This is a genomic window from Exiguobacterium sp. CH10, assembly GCF_018617635.1.
Taxonomy (GTDB): domain Bacteria; phylum Bacillota; class Bacilli; order Exiguobacteriales; family Exiguobacteriaceae; genus Exiguobacterium; species Exiguobacterium aestuarii_A.
On record NZ_JACSKO010000002.1, the window covers coordinates 409,128 to 430,837 of the forward strand.

At 48.9% G+C, this 21,710-nt stretch carries 21 protein-coding genes and 1 other annotated feature; all 21 genes read left to right on the forward strand.

Translation table 11 applies throughout. The annotated features are described in order from the left end of the window. The first annotated feature begins 20 nt into the window (after positions 1–20). Complete coding sequence (locus KNP04_RS08900) at positions 21–1,325, forward strand: UDP-N-acetylmuramoyl-tripeptide--D-alanyl-D-alanine ligase (protein ID WP_214875360.1); 1,305 nt, start codon at positions 21–23, stop codon at positions 1,323–1,325. 21 nt (positions 1,326–1,346) lie between these two features. Continuing rightward, entirely contained in the window at positions 1,347–2,306 is a 960-nt protein-coding gene (gene mraY / locus KNP04_RS08905) for a phospho-N-acetylmuramoyl-pentapeptide-transferase (protein ID WP_214691760.1), read from the forward strand. Between the two features lie 13 nt (positions 2,307–2,319). Continuing rightward, positions 2,320–3,657, forward strand: coding sequence for a UDP-N-acetylmuramoyl-L-alanine--D-glutamate ligase (gene murD / locus KNP04_RS08910; protein WP_214875361.1), 1,338 nt, complete (start codon positions 2,320–2,322; stop codon positions 3,655–3,657). Continuing rightward, positions 3,654–4,730: an undecaprenyldiphospho-muramoylpentapeptide beta-N-acetylglucosaminyltransferase gene (murG, locus tag KNP04_RS08915; RefSeq protein ID WP_214875362.1), complete on the forward strand. Its 1,077-nt coding sequence runs from the start codon at positions 3,654–3,656 to the stop codon at positions 4,728–4,730. The genes murD and murG overlap by 4 nt, the downstream gene beginning before the upstream one ends. Positions 4,731–4,744: 14 nt before the next feature. Beyond that, complete coding sequence (locus KNP04_RS08920; RefSeq protein ID WP_214691763.1) at positions 4,745–5,515, forward strand: cell division protein FtsQ/DivIB; 771 nt, start codon at positions 4,745–4,747, stop codon at positions 5,513–5,515. Positions 5,516–5,743: 228 nt separating this feature from the next. Next, a complete protein-coding gene (gene ftsA, locus KNP04_RS08925) occupies positions 5,744–7,030 on the forward strand; it encodes a cell division protein FtsA (RefSeq protein ID WP_214691764.1) in 1,287 nt (428 codons plus the stop codon). 46 nt (positions 7,031–7,076) lie between these two features. Further along, positions 7,077–8,219: a cell division protein FtsZ gene (gene ftsZ, locus KNP04_RS08930; protein WP_214691765.1), complete on the forward strand. Its 1,143-nt coding sequence runs from the start codon at positions 7,077–7,079 to the stop codon at positions 8,217–8,219. A 53-nt stretch (positions 8,220–8,272) separates the two neighbouring features. Continuing rightward, positions 8,273–9,034, forward strand: coding sequence for a peptidoglycan editing factor PgeF (gene pgeF / locus KNP04_RS08935; RefSeq protein ID WP_214875363.1), 762 nt, complete (start codon positions 8,273–8,275; stop codon positions 9,032–9,034). After that, positions 9,031–9,684 (forward strand): YggS family pyridoxal phosphate-dependent enzyme, encoded by a 654-nt coding sequence (locus KNP04_RS08940; RefSeq protein ID WP_214819600.1) that lies wholly within the window; start codon positions 9,031–9,033, stop codon positions 9,682–9,684. Before pgeF ends, KNP04_RS08940 begins: the two co-directional genes overlap by 4 nt. A 23-nt stretch (positions 9,685–9,707) precedes the next feature. Beyond that, positions 9,708–10,178 carry a cell division protein SepF gene (locus KNP04_RS08945; protein ID WP_214819602.1) on the forward strand — a complete coding sequence of 157 codons (471 nt, stop codon included), beginning with the start codon at positions 9,708–9,710 and terminating at the stop codon, positions 10,176–10,178. 4 nt (positions 10,179–10,182) lie between these two features. Further along, entirely contained in the window at positions 10,183–10,452 is a 270-nt protein-coding gene (locus KNP04_RS08950) for a YggT family protein (RefSeq protein ID WP_214745583.1), read from the forward strand. 3 nt (positions 10,453–10,455) lie between these two features. Further along, on the forward strand, positions 10,456–11,226 hold the full coding sequence (locus KNP04_RS08955; RefSeq protein ID WP_214875364.1) for a YlmH family RNA-binding protein: 771 nt from the start codon (positions 10,456–10,458) through the stop codon (positions 11,224–11,226). 19 nt (positions 11,227–11,245) lie between these two features. After that, positions 11,246–11,794, forward strand: coding sequence for a DivIVA domain-containing protein (locus KNP04_RS08960; RefSeq protein WP_074034869.1), 549 nt, complete (start codon positions 11,246–11,248; stop codon positions 11,792–11,794). A gap of 3 nt (positions 11,795–11,797) precedes the next feature. Then, positions 11,798–12,017, forward strand: a binding site (T-box leader). A gap of 53 nt (positions 12,018–12,070) precedes the next feature. After that, positions 12,071–14,797 (forward strand): isoleucine--tRNA ligase, encoded by a 2,727-nt coding sequence (gene ileS, locus KNP04_RS08965; protein ID WP_214875365.1) that lies wholly within the window; start codon positions 12,071–12,073, stop codon positions 14,795–14,797. Positions 14,798–14,854: 57 nt separating this feature from the next. After that, the gene (lspA, locus tag KNP04_RS08970; RefSeq protein ID WP_214875366.1) at positions 14,855–15,328 is read left to right on the forward strand and encodes a signal peptidase II; all 474 of its coding nucleotides are present in this window, start codon (positions 14,855–14,857) and stop codon (positions 15,326–15,328) included. Then, entirely contained in the window at positions 15,328–16,239 is a 912-nt protein-coding gene (locus KNP04_RS08975) for an RluA family pseudouridine synthase (protein WP_214691771.1), read from the forward strand. The genes lspA and KNP04_RS08975 overlap by 1 nt, the downstream gene beginning before the upstream one ends. Before the next feature lie 175 nt (positions 16,240–16,414). Beyond that, positions 16,415–16,972, forward strand: coding sequence for a bifunctional pyr operon transcriptional regulator/uracil phosphoribosyltransferase PyrR (gene pyrR / locus KNP04_RS08980; RefSeq protein WP_251126017.1), 558 nt, complete (start codon positions 16,415–16,417; stop codon positions 16,970–16,972). A gap of 51 nt (positions 16,973–17,023) precedes the next feature. After that, complete coding sequence (locus tag KNP04_RS08985; RefSeq protein ID WP_214875367.1) at positions 17,024–18,328, forward strand: solute carrier family 23 protein; 1,305 nt, start codon at positions 17,024–17,026, stop codon at positions 18,326–18,328. A gap of 129 nt (positions 18,329–18,457) precedes the next feature. Further along, entirely contained in the window at positions 18,458–19,372 is a 915-nt protein-coding gene (locus tag KNP04_RS08990) for an aspartate carbamoyltransferase catalytic subunit (RefSeq protein ID WP_214875368.1), read from the forward strand. Next, complete coding sequence (locus KNP04_RS08995) at positions 19,369–20,649, forward strand: dihydroorotase (protein ID WP_214875369.1); 1,281 nt, start codon at positions 19,369–19,371, stop codon at positions 20,647–20,649. The genes KNP04_RS08990 and KNP04_RS08995 overlap by 4 nt, the downstream gene beginning before the upstream one ends. Further along, positions 20,627–21,709, forward strand: coding sequence for a carbamoyl phosphate synthase small subunit (locus KNP04_RS09000; RefSeq protein WP_214875370.1), 1,083 nt, complete (start codon positions 20,627–20,629; stop codon positions 21,707–21,709). The genes KNP04_RS08995 and KNP04_RS09000 overlap by 23 nt, the downstream gene beginning before the upstream one ends. Position 21,710 lies beyond the last annotated feature (1 nt).

The following is a 21,710-nucleotide window of genomic DNA, read 5'->3' on the forward strand; positions in this document are numbered from 1 at the left end:
TGTATGAGGAGGAAGTTTGTATGGAACAATTGACAGTTCAAAAATTAGCGTCTTGGTTTGGGGTTGACGTGGAAGACGATCGTCTCGTCGAACGCATCGCCACAGATTCGAGAGATGAGAATGGGGCAGGACTATTTGTCCCAATCGTCGGTGCACGTGTTGACGGTCATGACTACATCGAAGCAGCGATTGAGAAAGGTGCCATCGTCACGTTTTGGGAAGAAGGTCGCCCTCAACCGGACAATGTGTTTGTCATCCCCGTCAAGTCGACGATCGACGCCTTGCAAATGGCAGCGGCACGCTATTTAGAGGAAATCAATCCACTCGTGGTCGCCATTACCGGTTCAAACGGAAAAACGTCTACGAAAGATATGATTGCCGTCGTACTCGAAGAAAAATTCAAGACGCATAAGACAGCTGGAAATTTCAATTCGGACGTTGGCTTACCGCTTACCGTTCTCAGAATGCCGCGCGATACGGAAGTGGCCGTGTTGGAGATGGGCATGAACGGCTTCGGTCAAATCGAGCAATTGTCGAAAATTGCCAAACCGGACGTGGCATTTGTCACGAACATTGGGGAGTCACATGGTGAACAAGTCGGCGGACGCACAGGGATCGCGAAAGCGAAGCTTGAAATCAAAGCTGGTCTGAAACCGGACGGACGATTGATCGTCGATGCGGATGAGCCGCTTCTTGCCGGTCAAGGCTATCGAGTCGGATACGATGAGACGGCGGACGGGAAAATCGAAGTGGTCGAGACGACGTTCGATGCATCCATCTTTAAATACAATGGTGACCTGTACGAGCTGAAGGTGCTCGGTGCCCATCAAATCCGAAACGCAGCTTATGCGATTGCATGCGGTCTCGAGTTCGGACTCGATCATACGATGATCCAACGTGGTCTTGACCGCATCAAACTGACGACGATGCGAATGGAAAAGCAAATGTTCGGTGAAGCGCATCTCATCAACGATGCATATAATGCGAGCCCGACATCGATGATTGCGGCGATTGAAACGGTCAAATCGCTCGAAGGCTTTTCGAAGCGTGTTCTCGTCCTTGGCGATATGTATGAGCTAGGATCTGACGAACAAGCCCAGCACACACAAGTGGGGGGCGTCGTGACATCTCCCGTGACGGATTGTATTCTCGTCGGTGAAAAAGCGAAATGGATTGCTGATGGTATTGAAGACACACGAGTGAACGTCACATCTGTCCCGACCGTAGAGGAAGCGAAGGCGCTCCTTCATCGTTATCAACGACCGGATACTGTGGTATTGTTAAAGGCATCTCGAGGACTGGCGCTTGAGCGTCTCGTTCAATAAATAGAGTAGTGAGGTAGCAATATGTTAATTAGTTTAATCGTCTTAATCAGTGCATTATTAAGTGTATTAATCGTCATGCCGCGAGCTATTCCGGCATTGCGTCAGTTGAAATTTGGACAAGAGATTCGTGATGAAGGTCCGGGCTGGCACCAGAAGAAATCGGGAACGCCGACGATGGGCGGAATCGTCATCTTGCTAGCTATCTTAGTCGGCTTCATCGTATCCGTCATTTTTGGGGAAGCGGTCGCAGGATTCGGGACACTTCTATTCGTGACGATGGCGTTTGGGGTAATCGGATTTTTAGATGACTATATTAAAGTCGTCAATAAACGAAACCTCGGGTTGACGTCACTTCAGAAGTTGATTGGTCAAATTGTCGTATCCGTTCTGTTCGCCTGGTTCCTTTCACTCGGTGGAGAGCTCGATACATCGATCTCGATTCCATTCACATCGATTTCATTTGATACAGGTTGGTTCTATATCGCGATCGTCATCTTCTGGCTCGTCGGCTTCTCAAATGCCGTCAACTTGACGGACGGTCTTGACGGTCTCGTTTCGTTCTCAGCGATTCCGACGTTCACGTTCTTCGGAATTTATGCGCTCGCACAAGATGAGCTTGGGATTGCCTGGTTCGCATTCGCCGTCGTCGGAGCATTGATTGGGTTCCTCGTTTTCAATAAATATCCGGCGAAGATTTTTATGGGCGATACAGGCTCGCTCGCGTTAGGTGGAGCTGTCGCTGGACTAGCGCTCATGTTGAAACTTGAGTTACTCCTCGTATTCGTCGGGATCATCTTTGTCATCGAGACATTGAGCGTAATCTTGCAAGTTCTTTCATTCAAAACGACAGGGAAGCGCATCTTTAAAATGAGCCCGATTCATCACCACTTCGAAATGGTCGGTTGGTCGGAATGGCGAATCGTCCTTACGTTCGGTGGAATCAGTTTAATTACAGCAGGTTTATCATTACTACTCATGTAAAAGGGTGAGACAGATGGAAAAGCAATGGCACGGTAAAAAAGTTCTCGTCCTCGGCGCCGCTAAGAGCGGAATCGCAGCGGCGACGTATCTGCATCATGCGGGAGCGGATGTGACGATCAATACGGGGAATATCCCTCCCGAAGACGAGCAGGAAAAAATTCAGTCACTTGGGATTCAATCGGTGTTTAATGAACATCCTCTCGCTTTGTTGAATGAGACAGAGTTGATTGTCAAAAATCCAGGGATTCCGTATCACATCCCGTTGCTTCAAGAAGCGATGTCGCGTGAGATTCCAATCTACACGGAAGTGGAGCTGGCCTATATGGCAACGGACGCAGAATTTGTCGCCATTACAGGTTCGAATGGAAAAACGACGACAACGACACTCGTCTATGAGTTACTCAAAGGTGGAGAGCGCCCGGTTCATCTCGCGGGAAACATCGGATTCCCAGCTATAGAGGTCGCGACAAACGCGAAAGCGGGCGAATTGATTGTCATTGAATTATCGAGCTTTCAGTTGATGGGGGTTGAGTCCTTCCATCCGCGTTCGGCAGCGTTGCTGAATCTATCAGAAGCCCATCTCGATTATCACGGCGACTTCGACTCGTATGCAGATGCAAAAGGAAATTTGTTCCGTCAGATGACACGAGACGACCAAATCGTCGTCAAAGTGACAGACTCCGAAGTGATGAAACGTGTCCCGGCCCATCTTGAACCGAATACGTTCAGTTTTGAGCGAGGAGATGCTTCCGTTGTGGACGGTTGGGTCACAGTACGCGGAGAGCGAATCATTCGTGTGAATGAATTGGCATTAGGTGGTGCCCATAACGTCGAGAACGTACTAGCGGCTCTTCTGTTGGTCGAACCGTTTGCACTTCCAAAAGCACACGTCGAGCGAGTATTACGAAACTTTGGCGGTGTCGCACATCGAACTGAAAGTTTAGGTGATGTTCTCGGACGTGCCGTCTACAATGATTCGAAGGCGACGAACAACGTCGCGGCGGAAGCGGCGCTACGAGGATTTGATGCTCCGATTGTGTGGCTATGTGGAGGACTCGAACGTGGAGCGGACTTATCTTCGCTCGCGCCAGCTCTCTCAAACGTAAAAGCTGTCGTCGCGTATGGTGAGACAAAAGAGCGTTTTAAAGAGCTTGGAGAGTCCCAACAGATTCCGTCTTTCACGGTCGAGACGTTAGCAGACGCCGTTCCACTCGCGTTTGAACAATCTGAGACGGGAGATGTCATTCTCTTATCTCCTGCTTGTGCGAGTTGGGACCAATTCAAGACTTTTGAAGAACGAGGCGAACAGTTCGTCCAACTCGTTCGCGCATATGAGGAGGCGAACCGATGAAAGTCATGATTTCTGGTGGAGGTACTGGTGGTCATATTTATCCGGCCCTCGCATTGATCGAGACGTTACAAAAACGTCACCCGAATTTACAGGTACAATACGTGGGAACGGAGAATGGATTAGAAGCCGATCTCGTTCCTCGAGCAGGTGTCCCGTTCAAATCGATTCAAATCGCTGGATTGAAACGGTCCCTCTCTCTTGAGAACTTAAAGACGGCGTACTGGTTCTTGAAAGCTGTCCGCTCTCTGAAAAAAGATATGGCAGCATTCAAACCAGACGTCGTCATTGGAACAGGTGGATTCGTGTCAGGACCGGTCGTCTATACGGCGCAACAACTCGGTATCCCGACTATTTTGCATGAACAAAACAGCATCCCAGGGTTAACGAATAAGTTTTTATCGAAAAAGGCGGATCGGGTCGCCCTTTCCTTTAAAGGGTCAGATGTTCATTTCCCTGGGGCAAACGTACGCTTGATTGGAAATCCGCGTGGAAGTGAAGTGCTACAAACGAAAGTCGACGATGCAGCTGTACGAGAACAGTACAATCTGGATGAACGACCAATCGTACTGATTTACGGAGGGAGCCGTGGCGCCGAAGCAATCAACCGTGCCGTCACTGAGGCCATCCCGGCGCTTTCAGACTTACCGATCAACGTGCTCTACGTCACAGGGAAAGTTCATTACGAATCTGTATCGAAAGAAGCGCCATCGTCTGAAAACGTACATGTTCATCCGTACGTCTATGACATGCCGGCCTTACTCGCTTGTACGTCAATCGTCGTCTCGCGTGCGGGAGCTTCGACCATTTCTGAATTGACTGCCCTCGGCTTACCGAGCGTATTGATTCCGAGCCCATACGTGACAGCAGACCATCAGACGAAGAACGCCTCTGCCCTTGTTGAAAACGGTGCGGCGTTACTCGTGAAAGAGGAGTCGTTGACAGGGGAAACGCTCGTCGAAGCGATTCGCCAAGTGCTCGACAAACAAGAAGAGATGGCGAACGCATCCCGTGCCCTCGGATTCCCGGACGCGTCGGATGCATTAGCCGACTTAGTAGAAAAAGTCATTCGATAAAGGAGTAGAATCCGATGGAACCAAGCCAACAAACGGTACGCAGTCTAGAAGACCGTATTCCGTACATGAAAAAGCAGCGACGGAAAAAAGCGAACCGTCGGATGTTCTCCGTGCTTTCCTTGTTTGGGATTCTCATCCTACTCGTGGTCTATATGCAAACTTCGATGTCGAACGTGAAAGAAGTGAATGTATCTGGGCTATACTGGCTTGATGAATCCTACGTGTTTCAAGACATGGAACTTGACACATCGACAAAATTTGTCAGTCTATCACCGAGCAAGATGAGTGACCAAATGGAAAAGTTGCCGGGTGTCAAACGGGTAGACATGGACCGATCTTGGTATAACGTCGTTCACGTCAATGTGACAGAAGAGAAGATGATTGCTTATGCTCGTGCGGAGACGGGAGATGTCGTCGTGTTAGCAGACGGCTCACTTCATCCGACGGGCACCATCACCGACCCTCAGAAGTTAAAAGATGGTCCACTGCTAAGAGAATTCAATTCGGAAAAAGAACTCGAAAAGATTGCCAGTGAGTTGGAACAAGTCGATGACGCGACGCGAGCCCGAATGTCGGAAGTCATCTTGTCTAAACAAGAGGGAGAGCCGACACGTTACGAGATCTTTATGAATGACGGAAATACGCTTCTTACCCCGACGCTGAAATTAAGTGAGACCGTTTCGAAATATGGAGAAATCTATGAAAACATTCCGAAAGGTCAGCAAGGAACAGTCGTCATGGATGGTGGTTTTTACTTTGTTCCATACAAGAAAACGAATGAATAATCAGTTATATTACAGTCCTTAGACACATAAGGGCTGTTTTTTTGTCGTTTGTAAACGAATTGATAACGCGAAACCGCTTAAATTGTAGGATTCTACCTTTTCTCACTATCTTATTTGTTGTAAACTTAGACGTGAGATATCTTGTCGAAACCAACAATTTTTTTGGATATCTGTCATATTTGTCATGTAATTTGTACAGGAAAATTATAGAGCGGAGGTGTTTCCCTTTTGGAAGCGAATGGTTATGTGGCCGCATTAGATATTGGAACGTCAGAGATTAAGCTCGTCGTCGGTGAATTGCTCGGCGGAACGCTTAATATTTTGGCAGAAGGGTGTGCACCGTCTGCAGGGGTGAAACGTGGTGCTGTCGTAGACATCGATAAAACAGTCCAAGCGATCAAACAGGCCGTTGAACACGCGGAGACATCGTTAGGTGATCAAATTCGATCTGTATACGTTGCCATCGAAGGGGAACATATCCAAATTGCCCCATGTCATGGAATCGCATCCGTGAAGCGGGAAGATCAGGAAATTACAGATGCAGACGTGATGGAAGTCATCAATTCAGCACAAGTGATGCGATTACCGGATGAGATGAGTGTCATCGATGTAATCCCATCATCATTCACGGTGGATCAACAAACGGGTGTCGTCGATCCTCGTGGAATGCTTGGTTATCGACTAGAAATGCATGGGAAAATGGTTACTGGATCGAAGACAATTTTACATAGTATTCGTCGTTCGATTGAACGTGCCGGATTACACTTAGAAGGATTTATTTTAGGGAACCTCGCGCTCGGTATGAGTGCAGCTTCTGTAGATGAAATCGACCTCGGCATTGGTCTTGTCGATGTCGGGCACGAAAAGACGACGGTCTCGGTATTTTATCGTGGAGATCTCGTTTACTCGTATATCCTTCCAGTCGGTGGAGACCATATGACAAGAGACTTGGTCTATAAGCTAAACTGCAAATATCAAGACGCCAAAGTGGCGAAAGAAGAATATGGTCTCGCACTCGAAGAAATGGCCGATGGAACAGAAGGTTTCTCCTACACGAACATCAATGGGGAAGTGGCGTTCGAACCACAGTCAGAAATTAGCTATGTTTTAGAGGCGAGAATAGAGGAAATGTTTACTCTTATGTTGAATAAGGTTCAAAAAGTAGGTGTTCCGATGCTGAATGGCGGATATCTACTTTGTGGTGGAGCTGCTGCTCTACCAGGTATTCAAGAGTTAGCGACTCGTGTCATGGGTCAAAAGACGAGATTGTATCAACCGTCGTCGATTGGCGTCAGACATCCAAAATACGCGACAGCAGTCGGTGTTTTGAAATATGTCTTAATGAGTGATCATCACGTTTCAAAATCTCAACTCGAAAAACCGGAAGTTCGCTACGAAACGCTTCACAATAAGCAGGAACCGACCGATACTCATGTTGGAGAGAACGAATACGAGACCGATCAAGAGTCGAAAAAAGGTTTTAGTCGTTTGATGGAAAAATTATTTGGCGTTTAAGCTGACGTTGTAATACAACTTGGAAAATAAGTAGGGGGATACCTGAATGATGTACTTTGATGAGGCGATTGACGCCGTAGCAAAAATTAAAGTAATTGGAGTCGGAGGCGGCGGTTCAAACGCCGTTAACCGTATGATTGAACACGGGGTACAAGGAGTTGAGTTCATCGCTGTCAACACGGATGCTCAAGCCTTGAATATGTCGAAAGCCGATGTGAAGCTTCAACTTGGTGCCAAATTGACACGTGGTCTCGGTGCTGGTGCGAATCCTGATATCGGTAAAAAAGCGGCAGAAGAAAGCCGCGAACAATTGATTGAAGCACTCGACGGAGCGGATATGGTCTTCGTCACAGCTGGTATGGGCGGCGGAACAGGAACTGGTGCTGCACCGGTCATCGCTGAGATTTCAAAAGAAATCGGCGCGCTCACAGTCGGTGTCGTCACAAAACCATTCATGTTTGAAGGCCGGAAGCGCATGCAACACGCGCAACATGGGATTCAAGCGTTTAAAGAAAAAGTAGATACACTCATCGTCATTCCAAACGATAAGCTTCTTGAAATCGTGGAACGCAATACACCGATGATCGAAGCGTTCCGTGAAGCGGATAACGTCCTTCGTCAAGGTGTACAAGGGATTACAGACTTGATTGCCATCCCTGGTCTTATCAACCTTGACTTCGCTGACGTGAAGACGATCATGACGGAAAAAGGATCTGCACTTATGGGTGTAGGTGTTGCTACAGGTGAAAACCGTGCCGTTGAAGCAGCGAAGAAAGCAATCTCTTCACCACTTCTCGAATCTTCAATCGAAGGAGCGAAAGGTGTCTTGATGAACATTACAGGTGGACTCAGCCTTAGCTTGTATGAAGTGACAGAAGCAGCTCAAATCGTTCAAAGTGCCGCAGATGAAGAAGTGAACTTGATCTTCGGTTCAGTCATCAACGAAAACTTGAACGATGAAATCATCGTCACCGTGATTGCAACTGAATTTGCTGAGGAAACACAAGGGGCGAACCCGTTCCTTCAGCAGCCGAAAAAACAGCCTGAGGTTGAGAACAAGGAACCCCAACCAAAAGCAAATGAAGCGGCTCAACAAGACGAAGGGAACTTCCATCGCCCTGTGTATGGAGGGGACGTCCCAGACGAGACGATCAACATCCCTGCGTTCGTGAGACAACGCCGTAACTAAACAAAAAGGGGTGCCGTGACTCGGCATCCCTTTTTCTAAAAAAGGAGAAACCGATGCAACTGTTACATACATGGGAAACCGAATCGAATCGCTATCTTGCTTACGTGACGACACGGACGAACGGACACAATGCCGGAAACGTCGGTCTTCACGTCGGCGATGATATTGATGGAGTCATTCAAAATCGTCAATGGTTCTTTCAACAGGCGAATCTTTCGCTAGAAGACTCCGTTTGGGCCGACCAAGTGCACGGGATAACGGTCCAAAGCGTGGATTCAGCGGACAAGGGCAAAGGTGCATTTCGATATGACGAGGCGATTTCGCAAACAGACGGACTGATCACGACAGAAGAAGCATTGCCGCTCGCTCTCGTCTTTGCAGATTGTGTACCTCTCTTTTTCTGTGCGAAAGACCATGGAGTCATCGGTGTCGCTCATGCGGGGTGGAAAGGGACCGTCGGCAATATCGTCACGTCCATGATCCAAGCGTTTGAAGAATTAGGCATCGATGCGACAGAAGTGGAGATGCTCGTCGGTCCAGCGATTGCTGGGAATGAATATGAGGTCGATCGTCGAGTGCTAGATGCGGTTCAATCCGTTTCGCCGATTGCCTATCAAGAAGCCGTTCGACAGGATTCGGGCGACCACGCCTTGTTGTCACTCCAAACCGTCAATGAAGTATTGGCAAACGAACATGACACGTCCGTCATGCAATCGAATTTATCGACTGGCGCAAGCACACCATTTTTCTCGTATCGAGATGGAGAAACGAAGCGTCGATTTGCGGCAGTCATCGTCAAGGAGCGTAAATTGTGAGTATTTCAGATAACGTAAAGCAAGTTCAATCCATCATGGCAGCCCACGTTCAAGATGTGGAGCCTACTTTGATTGCCGTCACGAAATCGGTAGGCGTAGATGTGGCCAATGCTCTCTACGCAGAAGGAATTCGTGACTTCGGTGAAAATCGTCCAGATTCCTTACTTGAGAAAGTAAACGGCATGCCAGAAGACGCAAAGTTTCACTTCATCGGCACGTTACAGACACGTAAAGTGAGACAAATCATCGATCACGTGACAGCTATTCACTCATTGGACCGTTTATCACTCGCTGCAGAGATTGATAAACGAGCGAGCGAGACGATTGATTGTTTCGTTCAAGTAAATACCTCAGGAGAAGATTCAAAACATGGTCTTGAAATAGAGGAAGTTATGCCTTTCATCGAGAACTGTAAACAGTATCCTCATATTCGAATCATCGGGTTGATGACGATGGCACCGTTCACGGAAGAAGAGTCAGTCCTCCGTGAGACGTTCGGTCGTTTACGTCGATTACGTGATGAAGTGAACGTAAAAGGGTTTGAACACGCCCCCTGCACGGAGCTGTCGATGGGAATGTCAAACGATTATCCAATCGCGATTGAAGAAGGCGCATCGTTTGTTCGTATTGGTACCGTACTTGTGCAATAATATATCTTAAGGAGGAATCCGTTATGTCAATCAAAAACAAAATGAAAGATTTCTTTGGACTCGAGGAAGATCCGAACAGCACATACGAAGAAGAAGAGTTTGCCGTCGCAAACACATCAGCAACTTCTTCAACTGAAACAGCGGTCGTGAGACAAGAGGATCGCCCAAAATCAGCAAATAATCTCGTGGCATTGAATACGAAGAAGAAAGAACGCTCGAAAGTCGTATTGGCTGAACCACGTGTATTTGCTGAAGCGCAAGATATTAGCGATCAATTGAAAGAAAACCGTGCTGTCATCGTCAATCTTCAACGCATGTCAAAAGACCAATCACGTCAAGTCGTCAACTTCCTTTCCGGTGTCGTGTATGCGCTAGAAGGATCGATGACTTCGATTGGACATAACACGATTCTGTGTACTCCGAACAATGTCGAATTGACTGGTTCAATCTCAAACTTGATTTCGGAGGATGAACTTCACAGTAAAGGGTGGTAACTGAATGGAAAACGTAATCCCTGCCTTAGGCAATACGTTGAGAGACTTACTTGGTATTTATAGTTGGATTCTCATCGGCTATATCTTATTATCATGGTTCCCGAACGCGCGCGAATCGAAGTTCGGACAAATTTTATCGTTTTTATGTGAACCGTTTTTAGCACCGTTTCGACGGATTATTCCACCAATTGGTGGCATGCTCGATATCTCTCCAATCGTCGCATTGTTCGTGCTTCGGATGGCACAAGCCGGTATCACTGCCATTTTCGGGTGATGTATGAGCGTTTATGACCACTACAGACCAAGTGAACGGGCGTTCGTCGAACAAGTGTTGGACTGGGTACAACAAGTCGAGAACAGCTATGTATTGAAGTTGACGGACTTTTTAGATCCTCGTGAACAACAAATCGTCAAACAGCTTGTCGGTAAGCAGCTCGTCATTCACGACGATGGCGGGTTTGAAGGAGCTGAACGACGTCGGCTGATTTTGGCGCCAGAGTATTATGAGCTGAATACCGATGATTTTGAAATTGAGATTCGCCGTATCGAATATCCGACAAAATTTGTTGACCTGACACATCGACAAGTGACTGGAACTTTACTGAACGCTGGATTAAAGCGTCAAAAGTTTGGGGACGTCGTCCTGGAAGAGGAAATCGTCCAGTTTGCTACGACCCGCGAAGCCGTCGGGTTCATCGAAATGAACTTGGAGCGTGTCGGAAAAGCGAAAGTTCGCATCTCCTCTGTTGCGAAGGATGACATACTCGTCGTTCCGAAAACAGAGTGGGTCGAGGGGTTCGGCATCGTGTCCTCGTTACGATTTGATACGGTTGTGAGCGAGGTACTCAACATATCTCGTCAGAAAGCTCAGGCGCTCGTGAAACACGGTGACTGCAAAGTGAATCATAAAGTCATTGAAGACCCGAGCTTCATCCTTGAACCCGATGATCTTTTATCCGTCCGTGGATACGGTCGTATTAAGATGATGGAGATCCTTGGTTCGACCAAACGTGAAAAGATTAAAATCCAGTATGGGACCATACGTTAAATTTTAGGAGGAAAGTCGAATGGCGTTGACACCGATTGATATTCATAATAAAGAATTCTCTTCCCGTTTTCGTGGGTACGACATCGATGAGGTCAATGAATTTTTAGATCAAATCATTAAAGAGTTTGAACTATTGATTCGTGAGAATCGACGGTATGAAGAACTTGTCAACGATATGCAAGCTCGCATTGACTACTTCTCCTCGATGGAAGATACATTGAACAAGTCGATCATCGTCGCGCAGGAAGCAGCGGAAGAAGTGAAGAACAACGCGCAAAAAGAAGCGAGTCTCATTCTGAAACAAGCGGAGCGTGAAGCGTACGCTCGTGAAGAAGAAGCGGCCCGTAAAGAGCAACTTGCAGAACGTGAAGTTGTTCAAATGCTCAAAAAAGTCGAGTTGTATCGCACACGTTTCCGTGTCCTCGTTGACGCCCAAATGGAGCTCTTAAACAGCACCGAGTGGGAGACGATTGTCGGGGAGCCGCCTGTGCAGACGGTTCTTGACGATAGATCAGAACTTGCGTATAATGACCACGAAGTCACACAGAATGAAGAACAACATGGATAAATGATCAACACGTTGAGTAGGACGCGTCGATCGAGTCATACCTACGAAGCGACTTAGGGACGGTGAGAGCCTAAGAGAAAGACTCGAATCGGTATCCCCTATGAGTCGTCACGCTGAACTAGAGTAAGCGTGACCGCCTGACCTCGTTATCGGTTACCGAGAGCGGTCTCATGAGAGTGAGACTAGTAGGGTGGTACCGCGAGTCAACCAACTCGTCCCTATCAGGGATGGGTTGGTTTTTTTTGTTTTCTAAAAAATGTTGATGGAGGAGTTTCGATGAACTACAAAGACACGCTATTAATGCCAAACACAGAATTCGCAATGCGTGGGAATTTACCAAAACGCGAACCAGCGATGCAAACAGAATGGGAAGACATGGACCTTTACAACAAGGTACAAGAAAAAAATGCAGGGAAACCACAATACATCTTGCATGATGGGCCTCCATATGCGAACGGCGACATCCACATGGGACATGCGATGAACAAAGTCTTAAAAGACATCATCGTCCGTTTCAAAGGAATGAACGGATATCAGTCTCCAATGATTCCAGGTTGGGATACGCACGGTCTTCCAATCGAGAACGCCCTTCAAAAAGCTGGCGTCAACCGTAAAGAAATGACGGTCGCTGAATTCCGCGAAAAGTGTGCAGAATATGCGATGGAACAAGTGAACTCACAACGTGAACAGTTCAAACGTCTCGGTCTTCTTGCAGACTTTGAAAATCCATATATCACGCTCCTTCCGGAATATGAGGCGGCACAAATCCGCTTGTTCGGGACGATGGCTGAAAAAGGATACATCTACAAAGGGAAGAAACCAGTCTACTGGTCGCCGTCTTCGGAGTCTGCACTCGCAGAAGCTGAGATCGAATATTACGATAAAAAATCACCAGCCATCTACGTGGCATTCCGCGTCGTAGACGGAAAAGACACATTGACGTCTGACGATCATTTCGTCATCTGGACGACGACGCCTTGGACAATCCCGGCGAACCTCGGGATCGCAGTCAGTGATGAGTTGACGTACACGCGTATCGAACACGAAGGAAAAGGCTATATCGTCGCAGAGACGCTCGTTGAAGAAGTGACGACAGCGCTCGGCTGGACTGATTACACTGTGAGCGGTTCATGGAACGGTCGCGACTTTGAATATATGACGGCTCAACATCCGTTGTATGACCGCACGTCACTCGTCATGCTCGGCGATCACGTCACAGCGGATGCGACTGGACTCGTCCATACAGCACCTGGGCACGGGGAAGACGATTATCGTGTCGGTCAGGCTTACGGCTTGGACGTTCTTTGCCCGGTCGATGACCGTGGTTATATGACGGCTGAGGCGCCTGGTTTTGAAGGGTTGTTCTATGAAGATGCGAACAAACAAATCGGGATGAAACTTGAAGAGAACGGCTACTTGCTCAACTTGAAGTTCATCAAACACTCGTACCCGCATGACTGGCGTACGAAAAAACCGGTCATCTTCCGTGCGACACCGCAATGGTTCGCTTCCATCAAAGATTTCCGTGAAGACATGCTCCGTGAAATCGAAGAAGTGAACTGGGTTCCGGAATGGGGAATGACACGTCTTTACAACATGGTCCGTGACCGTGGGGACTGGGTCATCAGTCGTCAACGTGCATGGGGCGTGCCGATTCCAATCTTCTATGCAGAGGATGGAACGGAAATCATCACGAGCGAGACGATCGACCACGTCGCAAACTTGTTCCGTGAGCACGGTTCGAACGTCTGGTACGAGCGTGAAGCGAAAGACCTTCTTCCTGAAGGATTTACGCATCCGAACAGCCCGAATGGCGAATTCCGTAAAGAACTCGATATCATGGACGTCTGGTTCGATTCAGGTTCTTCACACGCTGGTGTATTAGAGGAACGTGAAAACCTACGTCGCCCGGCTGACCTTTATCTTGAAGGATCTGACCAATACCGCGGTTGGTTCAACTCGTCACTCTCAACAGCTGTTGCGACAACGGGCAAAGCGCCATACCGAAACGTCTTGAGCCACGGTTTCGTTCTTGACGGGGATGGACGTAAGATGTCGAAATCGCTCGGTAACACGATTGCGCCAAACGATCTCGTGAAGCAATATGGTGCTGAAATCGTCCGCCTATGGGTCGCGTCGGTCGACTATCAGTCTGACGTTCGCGCTTCGCACGACAACTTTAAACAAGTGTCAGAAGTATACCGTAAGATGCGTAACACAATCCGTTTCCTTCTTGGGAACTTGAACGGGTTTGATCCGTCGATGCGTGTCGCATTCAAGGACATGCCAGAAGCAGACCGCTTCATGGCAACGAAACTTAAACAGCTACAAGCAAAAGTTGTCAAAGCGTATGACACGTTTGACTTCATGGCGGTGTATCATCTCGTTCATAACTTCTGCGTTAACGAGTTGTCATCGTTCTATCTCGACTTTACAAAAGATATCCTTTATATCGAGCGTGAAGACGATCTCCGCCGTCGTGCCGTTCAGACGGTCATGTACGATGCGGTTGTCCTTTTGACGAAGCTCTTGGCTCCAGTCCTTCCACACACTGCTGATGAGGCGTGGAAAGAGGTCCCTGGGAAGTCGGAAGCAAGCATCTTCTTGACGGATCTAGAAGAAGTGGATGCATTGACTGCTGATGAGCAAGCGTTATTAGAGAAATGGTCGAAATTCCTCGTCTTCCGTGACGATGTCCTCAAAGCGATCGAAATCGCACGTGGCGAGAAATTGATCGGGAAACCGCTCGAGGCGAAATTGATTCTCGCACCGAAAGCAGAGACTGCCGCGTTATTGGAAACAATCGATAACGTCAGTCAGTTGCTTCAAGTATCACAAGTAGAATGGGCTGAGACGGCAGACGTCGATTATGCGACGACGAAAATCACAGTCAAGAAAGCAGATGGTGCCGCTTGTGCACGTTGTTGGACATACTCGACAGAGCTTGGACAAAACGAAGAGCATCCTGAGCTTTGCCCACGCTGTGCATCAGTAATCGGTTAAGACGAACCGGAGTGGCGTCCCCACTCCGGTTTCTTAACGGCTTGAAAGGAGACGCATATGAAACGATATTACGGTTTGGCCGTCATCTTGATTCTGCTCGATCAACTCACCAAATGGGTAGTCGTTCAGACGATGACAATCGGTCAATCGATTGAAGTCATCCCGAACTTGTTATACTGGACCTCTTATCGCAATAAAGGAGCGGCTTGGGGGATGTTAGAAGGACAGATGGCGTTCTTCTTCGTCATCACGATTCTCGTCGTGGCGGGTCTTGTTTACTTCCTGCATAAAGAAGTGAACGGGTATCAGCTTCTCGGATACAGTGTTGGACTGCTGTTGGCCGGTGCGATCGGTAACTTTATCGATCGACTGTTCCGCGGTGAAGTCGTCGATTTTGTTGATACGTATCCGTTTGGCTACAACTTCCCGATTTTTAACGTGGCCGATATGGCGCTTACGTTCGGGGTCATTTTGATGGTCATCGGGATTTTATTTGAAGAAAAATTACACAAAGAAAGGGGACAATCGTAATGGAATCCTATACTTTTGTCGCCGATGAAAAGGCAAGGATCGACAAGTGGGTGAGCGACCGTGGAGAATGGTCACGCTCACAAGTACAAGAATGGATTAAGACCGGAGCACTTCTCGTTAATGGGAGTGCCGTCAAACCAAACTATAAGCTTCAAGTGGGCGATGAAATCGAAGTGAACGTCCCGGAAGCGGTGGAACTCGAAGTGTTACCTGAACACATTCCCCTTGAAATCGTTTATGAAGATGAAGATATGATTGTCGTCAATAAAGCACGTGGGATGGTCGTTCACCCTGCTGCCGGTCACACGTCTGGAACGCTCGTCAATGCGCTTCTCGGACATTGTGATGACCTCTCAGGCATCAATGGCGTCAAGCGCCCTGGAATCGTGCATCGAATCGACAAAGACACGACAGGTCTCCTTATGGTCGCTAAAAATGACTTGGCTCATGAATCACTTGCGAGCCAGTTGAAAGACAAGACGATTAAACGTGAATATATTGCGCTCGTTCACGGCGAACTCGTTCACGAACTCGGGACAATCGAGGCACCGATTGGTCGCGATACAAATGATCGTCAGCGTATGACCGTGACGGACAAGAACGCGAAAGAAGCGGTGACGCATTTCCGCTTGCTCGAGCGCTACAAAGACTTCACGCTCGTCGAGTGTAAACTCGAGACAGGTCGCACACACCAAATCCGTGTGCACATGCGCTATATCGGGCATCCGCTCGCAGGCGACCCGAAATATGGACCACGTCGCACGATTGATTTGGGCGGTCAAGCCCTCCATGCGGCGACGCTCGGTTTCCACCATCCACGTACGAAAGAATGGATGGAATTTGAGGCACCACTTCCTGAAGACTTTAAGGCAGAACTTGCAAAGTTAGATAAAATCGAGAAAACTCGTTGACTTCTGTCACGTTCCGATTTATAGTCTAGGAAGCATAACACCTTTAAACCCAGTCCAGAGAGGCTGTGAAAGGATTGTGACCGCGGTCACACTAACTTCAATTCAACCCGGCATCAGACTGCCGTTTTTGATGAAGACTCCCTTTCCAGCCGGACGAGGGAGTCTTCTTTTTTGAATGAAGCATGAAAGGAGGAGTGACGTGAAACAGTCCGTCATTTTAGATGAATCAGCCATCCGTCGAGCGTTGACACGAATCGCTCATGAAATCATCGAGCGGAATAAAGGAATCGACGATGTCGTCCTCGTCGGGATCAAGACGAGAGGCGAGACGCTCGCTGACCGACTCGCACGCCGCATCGAAGAGATTGAAGGCAAGCCGGTCGCACTCGGGAATCTCGACATCACGCTTTACCGGGATGACTTATCGAAGAAGTCGTTAGATCCAGAAGTGAAGGCAACAGAGTTGCCGCATGACATTAATGGGAAGACCGTCGTCCTCGTCGACGACGTCCTATATACCGGTCGAACAGTCCGTGCCGCAATGGACGCACTCGTCGACCACGGTCGCCCAGACTATATCCAACTCGCGGTCTTGATTGACCGAGGACATCGGGAGCTTCCGATTCGACCTGATTTCATCGGGAAGAACGTTCCGACATCGAAGTCCGAGCAAGTCGTCGTCCGACTCAGTGAAGTCGACACGGCAGATGAAGTGACAATCAATCAGCAATAATCTTAAAAACCTTTAAGGTGGTCCAGAGAGGCCAGGAAGGAGAAATTCAATATGAAACAACCCGTTCTACACATCCACGAGCGTCCAGCTCACTTTCCACAATGGCTGTTATTCAGTCTTCAACACGTCTTCGCCATGTTCGGAGCGACGATTTTAGTCCCGATTTTAACAGGATTGAATACATCGGTCGCCCTCGTCGCTTCCGGAGTGGCCACGCTCTCATTCTTAGCGATTACGCGCTTCAAAGTCCCAACATACCTCGGTTCAAGTTTTGCCTACATCGCCCCAATCATTGCGGTCAGTCAGCAATGGGGTGTCGAAGCGGCACTGTTCGGCGGAATCATTGCCGGCTCGGTATACGGTGTCGTTTCCTTGATCATCTATAAGACAGGCGTCAACTGGTTGCTCCGGTTGCTCCCACCAGTCGTCGTCGGACCGGTCATCATGGTCATCGGTTTGTCGCTCGCGCCGGTCGCCATCGACATGTCGATGAATCAAGACGGAGCTTATAATGGAACGTTCATGACAATCGCACTCCTGACACTTGGAATCACGATGCTCGCCATGACAAAACTGAAAGGGGTTTGGGGAGCGGTTCCAATCCTTTTCGGAATCGTCGGAGGTTACGGGATTGCCGCAGCATTCGGAATCATCGATTACTCACCAATTCAACAAGCAAGCTTGTTCCAACTCCCTGACTTCACGATGGTGTTCGTCGACTACATGCCAATGTGGCAAGTCGGTGCACTCCTCGCGATCGTACCGGTCGCACTCGTCACGATGACCGAGCATATCGGCGATCAAATGGTCACATCTAAAATCATCGGACGAGAGACGATGAAAGATCCCGGCCTCCATCGCACGCTACTCGGTGACGGGGTAGGGAAAGCAGTCGCTTCCGCACTCGGTGGTCCACCATGTACGACATACGGTGAGAACAACGGCGTCATGGCCATCACACGCGTCTACAGTGTCTATGTCATCGCTGGAGCGGCGCTCATGGCCATCAGCTTCGGATTCCTCGGTCATATCGAGGCATTCATCTCAACGATTCCGAATCCAGTCAAAGGTGGCATCTCGATTCTCTTATTCGGGGTCATCGCGTCGAACGGACTACGGACGATGGTAGAGAGCAAAGTCGATTTGGCAGAAAAACGCAACTTGATCATCTCATCGGTCATCCTCGTCATCGGGCTGGGTGGTGCGATGATTCAACTCGGCAGCTTCCCTGTACAAGGGATGGCGCTCGCGACGGTCGTCGGGATTCTTTTAAACGCCATCTTACCGAAAGAGGAAGTCGAGACGGTCGTGGAAGTCAGCACAACTGAAGAAACGAAACAAGCAAGTAACTTTTAATTCGATCCCGTGAGGTCGGCAAAGTGAAGGCTCGTTTATTTGGGTGTACCTTGCCCAAATGAAGGCGTCCCTTCACATCGGTGAAGAGACGCCTTTTCTCTTTGCCTCTAACAAAAGGAGGAGACGAACATGAATACGATGCAAACGAATGTCAAACCAGTCAAACACTTCGTCAGCTTAGACACACTCTCGCTCGATGAGATCATGGGCATGATTGAAGAGTCATTGCGCTATAAGCAAGGGGACCTACCCCCACTATTCGATGGGAAGACGGTCGCAAACCTGTTCTTTGAAAACTCGACGCGTACGAAAAACTCGTTTCAAATGGCCGAGCGACACTTGAACATGCAAGAGATTCCGTTTGATGTGACGACGTCATCGGTCACGAAGGGAGAGACACTCTACGACACATGCAAGACGCTCGAAGCGATTGGAGTTGACGCACTCGTCATCCGACATCCAGAAGCAGGATACTATCATGAACTCGTTGAGAAGTTGAATATCCCGGTACTCAATGGGGGCGACGGGAGTGGCGAACACCCTTCCCAATCACTACTCGACCTCGTCACAATCTTTGAAGAGTTCAGAACGTTCCAAGGATTAAACGTTGCCATCTGTGGAGACCTCGTTCATAGTCGCGTCGCTCGATCGAATGCGAGTGTGTTGAAACGTTTTGGTGCAAATGTGGTCGGATGCAGCCCAGCCTCATGGTGGGATGATTCCATGGGGCTTGAGCGTAAAGAACTTGATGATGTGTTGGCAGAAAGTGACGTCATCATGCTGTTACGGGTTCAGCACGAGCGTCATATCATGGGAGACATTTTCTCGAAAGAGGAATATCACACACGATATGGACTGACGGTCGAGCGAGTCGAGCGGATGAAAGAAGGGGCCATCATCATGCATCCGGCACCGGTCAATCGGGATGTCGAGATTGCGGGCAGTCTGATTGAACATGAACGGTCACGCATCTTCCCGCAAATGAAGAACGGCGTCTATGCACGCATGAGCATCTTAAATCGAGCATTAGGAGGACAACAATGATACTTCAACACGCGACATGGTATGACAACGGGACAAAACGCACGACAAACATCCTATTGAAAGACGGAAAAATCGAATCGCTCGATTATAACGGGTCGACAGCCGGGGAAGAAGTCATCGATGCGACAGACTACCTACTCGCACCAGGACTTGTCGATGTTCACGTCCACTTGCGTGAGCCGGGAGGCGAAGCGAAAGAAACGATCAAAACGGGAACGATGGCGGCAGCGGCGGGTGGATTCACGACAATCTGTTCGATGCCGAACACGCGACCGGTACCAGACGATCGCGTCACGATGGACGCGCTCCTTCAAAAGATTGAGCAAGATGCGGTTGTCCGTGTCCTTCCATACGCTGCCATCACGAAGCGGCAGCTCGGTGAAGAACAGGTTGATATGGAATCTCTATCAGATGCATTTGCCTTCACCGATGACGGGGTCGGTGTTCAATCGGCGGCGATGATGCGACAAGCGATGCGTGAAGCGAAACGGTTGAATAAGGCCGTCGTCGCGCACTGTGAAGACAATACGCTAAAAGCAGGATCGGTCCACGAAGGGAAGTTCAGTGAGGCGCACGGGATTCAAGGGATTCCAAGTCTTGCAGAGAGTATCCATATCGCCCGAGATGTGCTGATCGCCGAAGAAACGGGCTGTCATTATCACGTGTGTCACGTCTCATCGCGGCAATCGGTCCGTGTCATCCGAGATGCGAAGCGGGCAGGTATTCAAGTGACGGCAGAAGTGACTCCTCACCACCTCGTCTTGAGCGAAGACGATATCCCAGGGCTCGATGCCAACTTCAAGATGAATCCTCCGCTCCGAAGCGAGGACGATCGACAGGCGCTTCTTGAAGGATTATTCGATGGAACGATTGACATGATTGCGACAGACCATGCCCCACATACGGCAGAGGAAAAAGCGCAAGGGATCGAGCGTGCACCGTTCGGGATTACCGGATTTGAGACAGCGTTCCCGCTTCTGTACACGACGTTCGTGAAGACGGGCATCATGAAAGAACATCAGTTAATCGACTGGATGACGAAGCGTCCGAGCGACGTATTTGGATTAGCAAGAGGTGAACTGAAAGTTGGGGCGGATGCCGATTTGGTACTGATCGATACAGATAAGACGCGCGTGGTGGATCCGTCGACGTTCTATTCAAAAGGAAAGAACACACCGTTTACGGGGAAACAACTTGTCGGATGGCCGGTCATGACGATGGTCGGTGGCGAAATTGTATATAAGGGGCGATTTGATGAAACGAACATTATGGCTTGAGGATGGAATGAAATTTGTCGGTAAAGGATTCGGGGCACCAGCGGATACGATTGGGGAAGTCGTCTTCCAAACAGGTATGACCGGTTATCAAGAAATTTTGTCGGATCCGTCGTATTGCGACCAGATGATCGTGCTGACGAACCCGTTGATCGGAAACTACGGTGTCAATCGTGAAGACTTCGAAACGACAGTTCCGATGGCAAAAGCATTAATTGTAAAAGAGGCTTGCGACACACCGTCGAACTTCCGTTCCACGGCGACGCTAGATGCAACGCTTACTCGCTTTGGCATCCCAGGGTTATCCGATATCGATACGCGCATGTTGACACGTCACTTACGGGCACAAGGTGTCATGCGAGGTGTCCTCGTTGATGGTGAGTTGACATGGGACGAAGTACAGTCTCGCTTTAACGAACTGTCTCCGAACGATCAAGTCGCACGCGTCTCGACGAAACGGACGTATGTAAGTACGGGTACGGGGCCGCGGATCGCGTTGATTGACTTTGGGGCCAAACTTGGCATCATGCGCGAGTTGATGAAGCGGGACTGTGAAGTCATCGTCTTCCCACATGACACTACGGCAGAAGACGTGTTGCGGTACGAGCCAGATGGCATCATGTTGTCGAACGGACCGGGGGATCCGAAAGACGTCCCGACAGCGATTCCACTCATTCAACAACTCATGCCGACGACACCGATGTTCGGGATTTGTCTCGGTCATCAACTGATCGCGCTCGCGAACGGGGCGAACACATTCAAACTTCCGTTCGGACACCGTGGGGCGAACCATCCTGTCCTTGAGTTGGAGACAGGCGCCGTGACGATTACATCTCAAAACCATGGATATGCGGTAGAAGAGGCATCGTTACTCGATACAGCGCTCATCGTGACACATCGTGCGGTCAACGACGGAACGATCGAAGGAGTGAAACATCTGCATCATCCGACATTCTCGGTACAGTATCACCCGGAAGCAGCACCAGGACCATTTGACGCCAACGATTTATTTGACCGTTTCATGCAACTCGTTCAAGAAAACAAACAGAAAGTGGGAATTTGAC

Bases quoted from the DNA above. Each gene is read 5' to 3' on its own strand.
- mraY (WP_214691760.1), top strand. From the start codon at position 1,347: ATGTTAATTAGTTTAATCGTCTTAATCAGTGCATTATTAAGTGTATTA.
- murG (WP_214875362.1), top strand. From the start codon at position 3,654: ATGAAAGTCATGATTTCTGGTGGAGGTACTGGTGGTCATATTTATCCG.
- pgeF (WP_214875363.1), top strand. From the start codon at position 8,273: ATGCAACTGTTACATACATGGGAAACCGAATCGAATCGCTATCTTGCT.
- KNP04_RS08955 (WP_214875364.1), top strand. From the start codon at position 10,456: ATGAGCGTTTATGACCACTACAGACCAAGTGAACGGGCGTTCGTCGAA.
- ftsZ (WP_214691765.1), top strand. From the start codon at position 7,077: ATGATGTACTTTGATGAGGCGATTGACGCCGTAGCAAAAATTAAAGTA.
- KNP04_RS09000 (WP_214875370.1), top strand. From the start codon at position 20,627: ATGAAACGAACATTATGGCTTGAGGATGGAATGAAATTTGTCGGTAAA.
- KNP04_RS08920 (WP_214691763.1), top strand. From the start codon at position 4,745: ATGGAACCAAGCCAACAAACGGTACGCAGTCTAGAAGACCGTATTCCG.
- KNP04_RS08990 (WP_214875368.1), top strand. From the start codon at position 18,458: ATGAATACGATGCAAACGAATGTCAAACCAGTCAAACACTTCGTCAGC.
- KNP04_RS08900 (WP_214875360.1), top strand. From the start codon at position 21: ATGGAACAATTGACAGTTCAAAAATTAGCGTCTTGGTTTGGGGTTGAC.
- KNP04_RS08950 (WP_214745583.1), top strand. From the start codon at position 10,183: ATGGAAAACGTAATCCCTGCCTTAGGCAATACGTTGAGAGACTTACTT.
- pyrR (WP_251126017.1), top strand. From the start codon at position 16,415: ATGAAGCATGAAAGGAGGAGTGACGTGAAACAGTCCGTCATTTTAGAT.
- KNP04_RS08995 (WP_214875369.1), top strand. From the start codon at position 19,369: ATGATACTTCAACACGCGACATGGTATGACAACGGGACAAAACGCACG.
- KNP04_RS08985 (WP_214875367.1), top strand. From the start codon at position 17,024: ATGAAACAACCCGTTCTACACATCCACGAGCGTCCAGCTCACTTTCCA.
- KNP04_RS08975 (WP_214691771.1), top strand. From the start codon at position 15,328: ATGGAATCCTATACTTTTGTCGCCGATGAAAAGGCAAGGATCGACAAG.
- KNP04_RS08945 (WP_214819602.1), top strand. From the start codon at position 9,708: ATGTCAATCAAAAACAAAATGAAAGATTTCTTTGGACTCGAGGAAGAT.
- ileS (WP_214875365.1), top strand. From the start codon at position 12,071: ATGAACTACAAAGACACGCTATTAATGCCAAACACAGAATTCGCAATG.
- lspA (WP_214875366.1), top strand. From the start codon at position 14,855: ATGAAACGATATTACGGTTTGGCCGTCATCTTGATTCTGCTCGATCAA.
- murD (WP_214875361.1), top strand. From the start codon at position 2,320: ATGGAAAAGCAATGGCACGGTAAAAAAGTTCTCGTCCTCGGCGCCGCT.
- KNP04_RS08960 (WP_074034869.1), top strand. From the start codon at position 11,246: ATGGCGTTGACACCGATTGATATTCATAATAAAGAATTCTCTTCCCGT.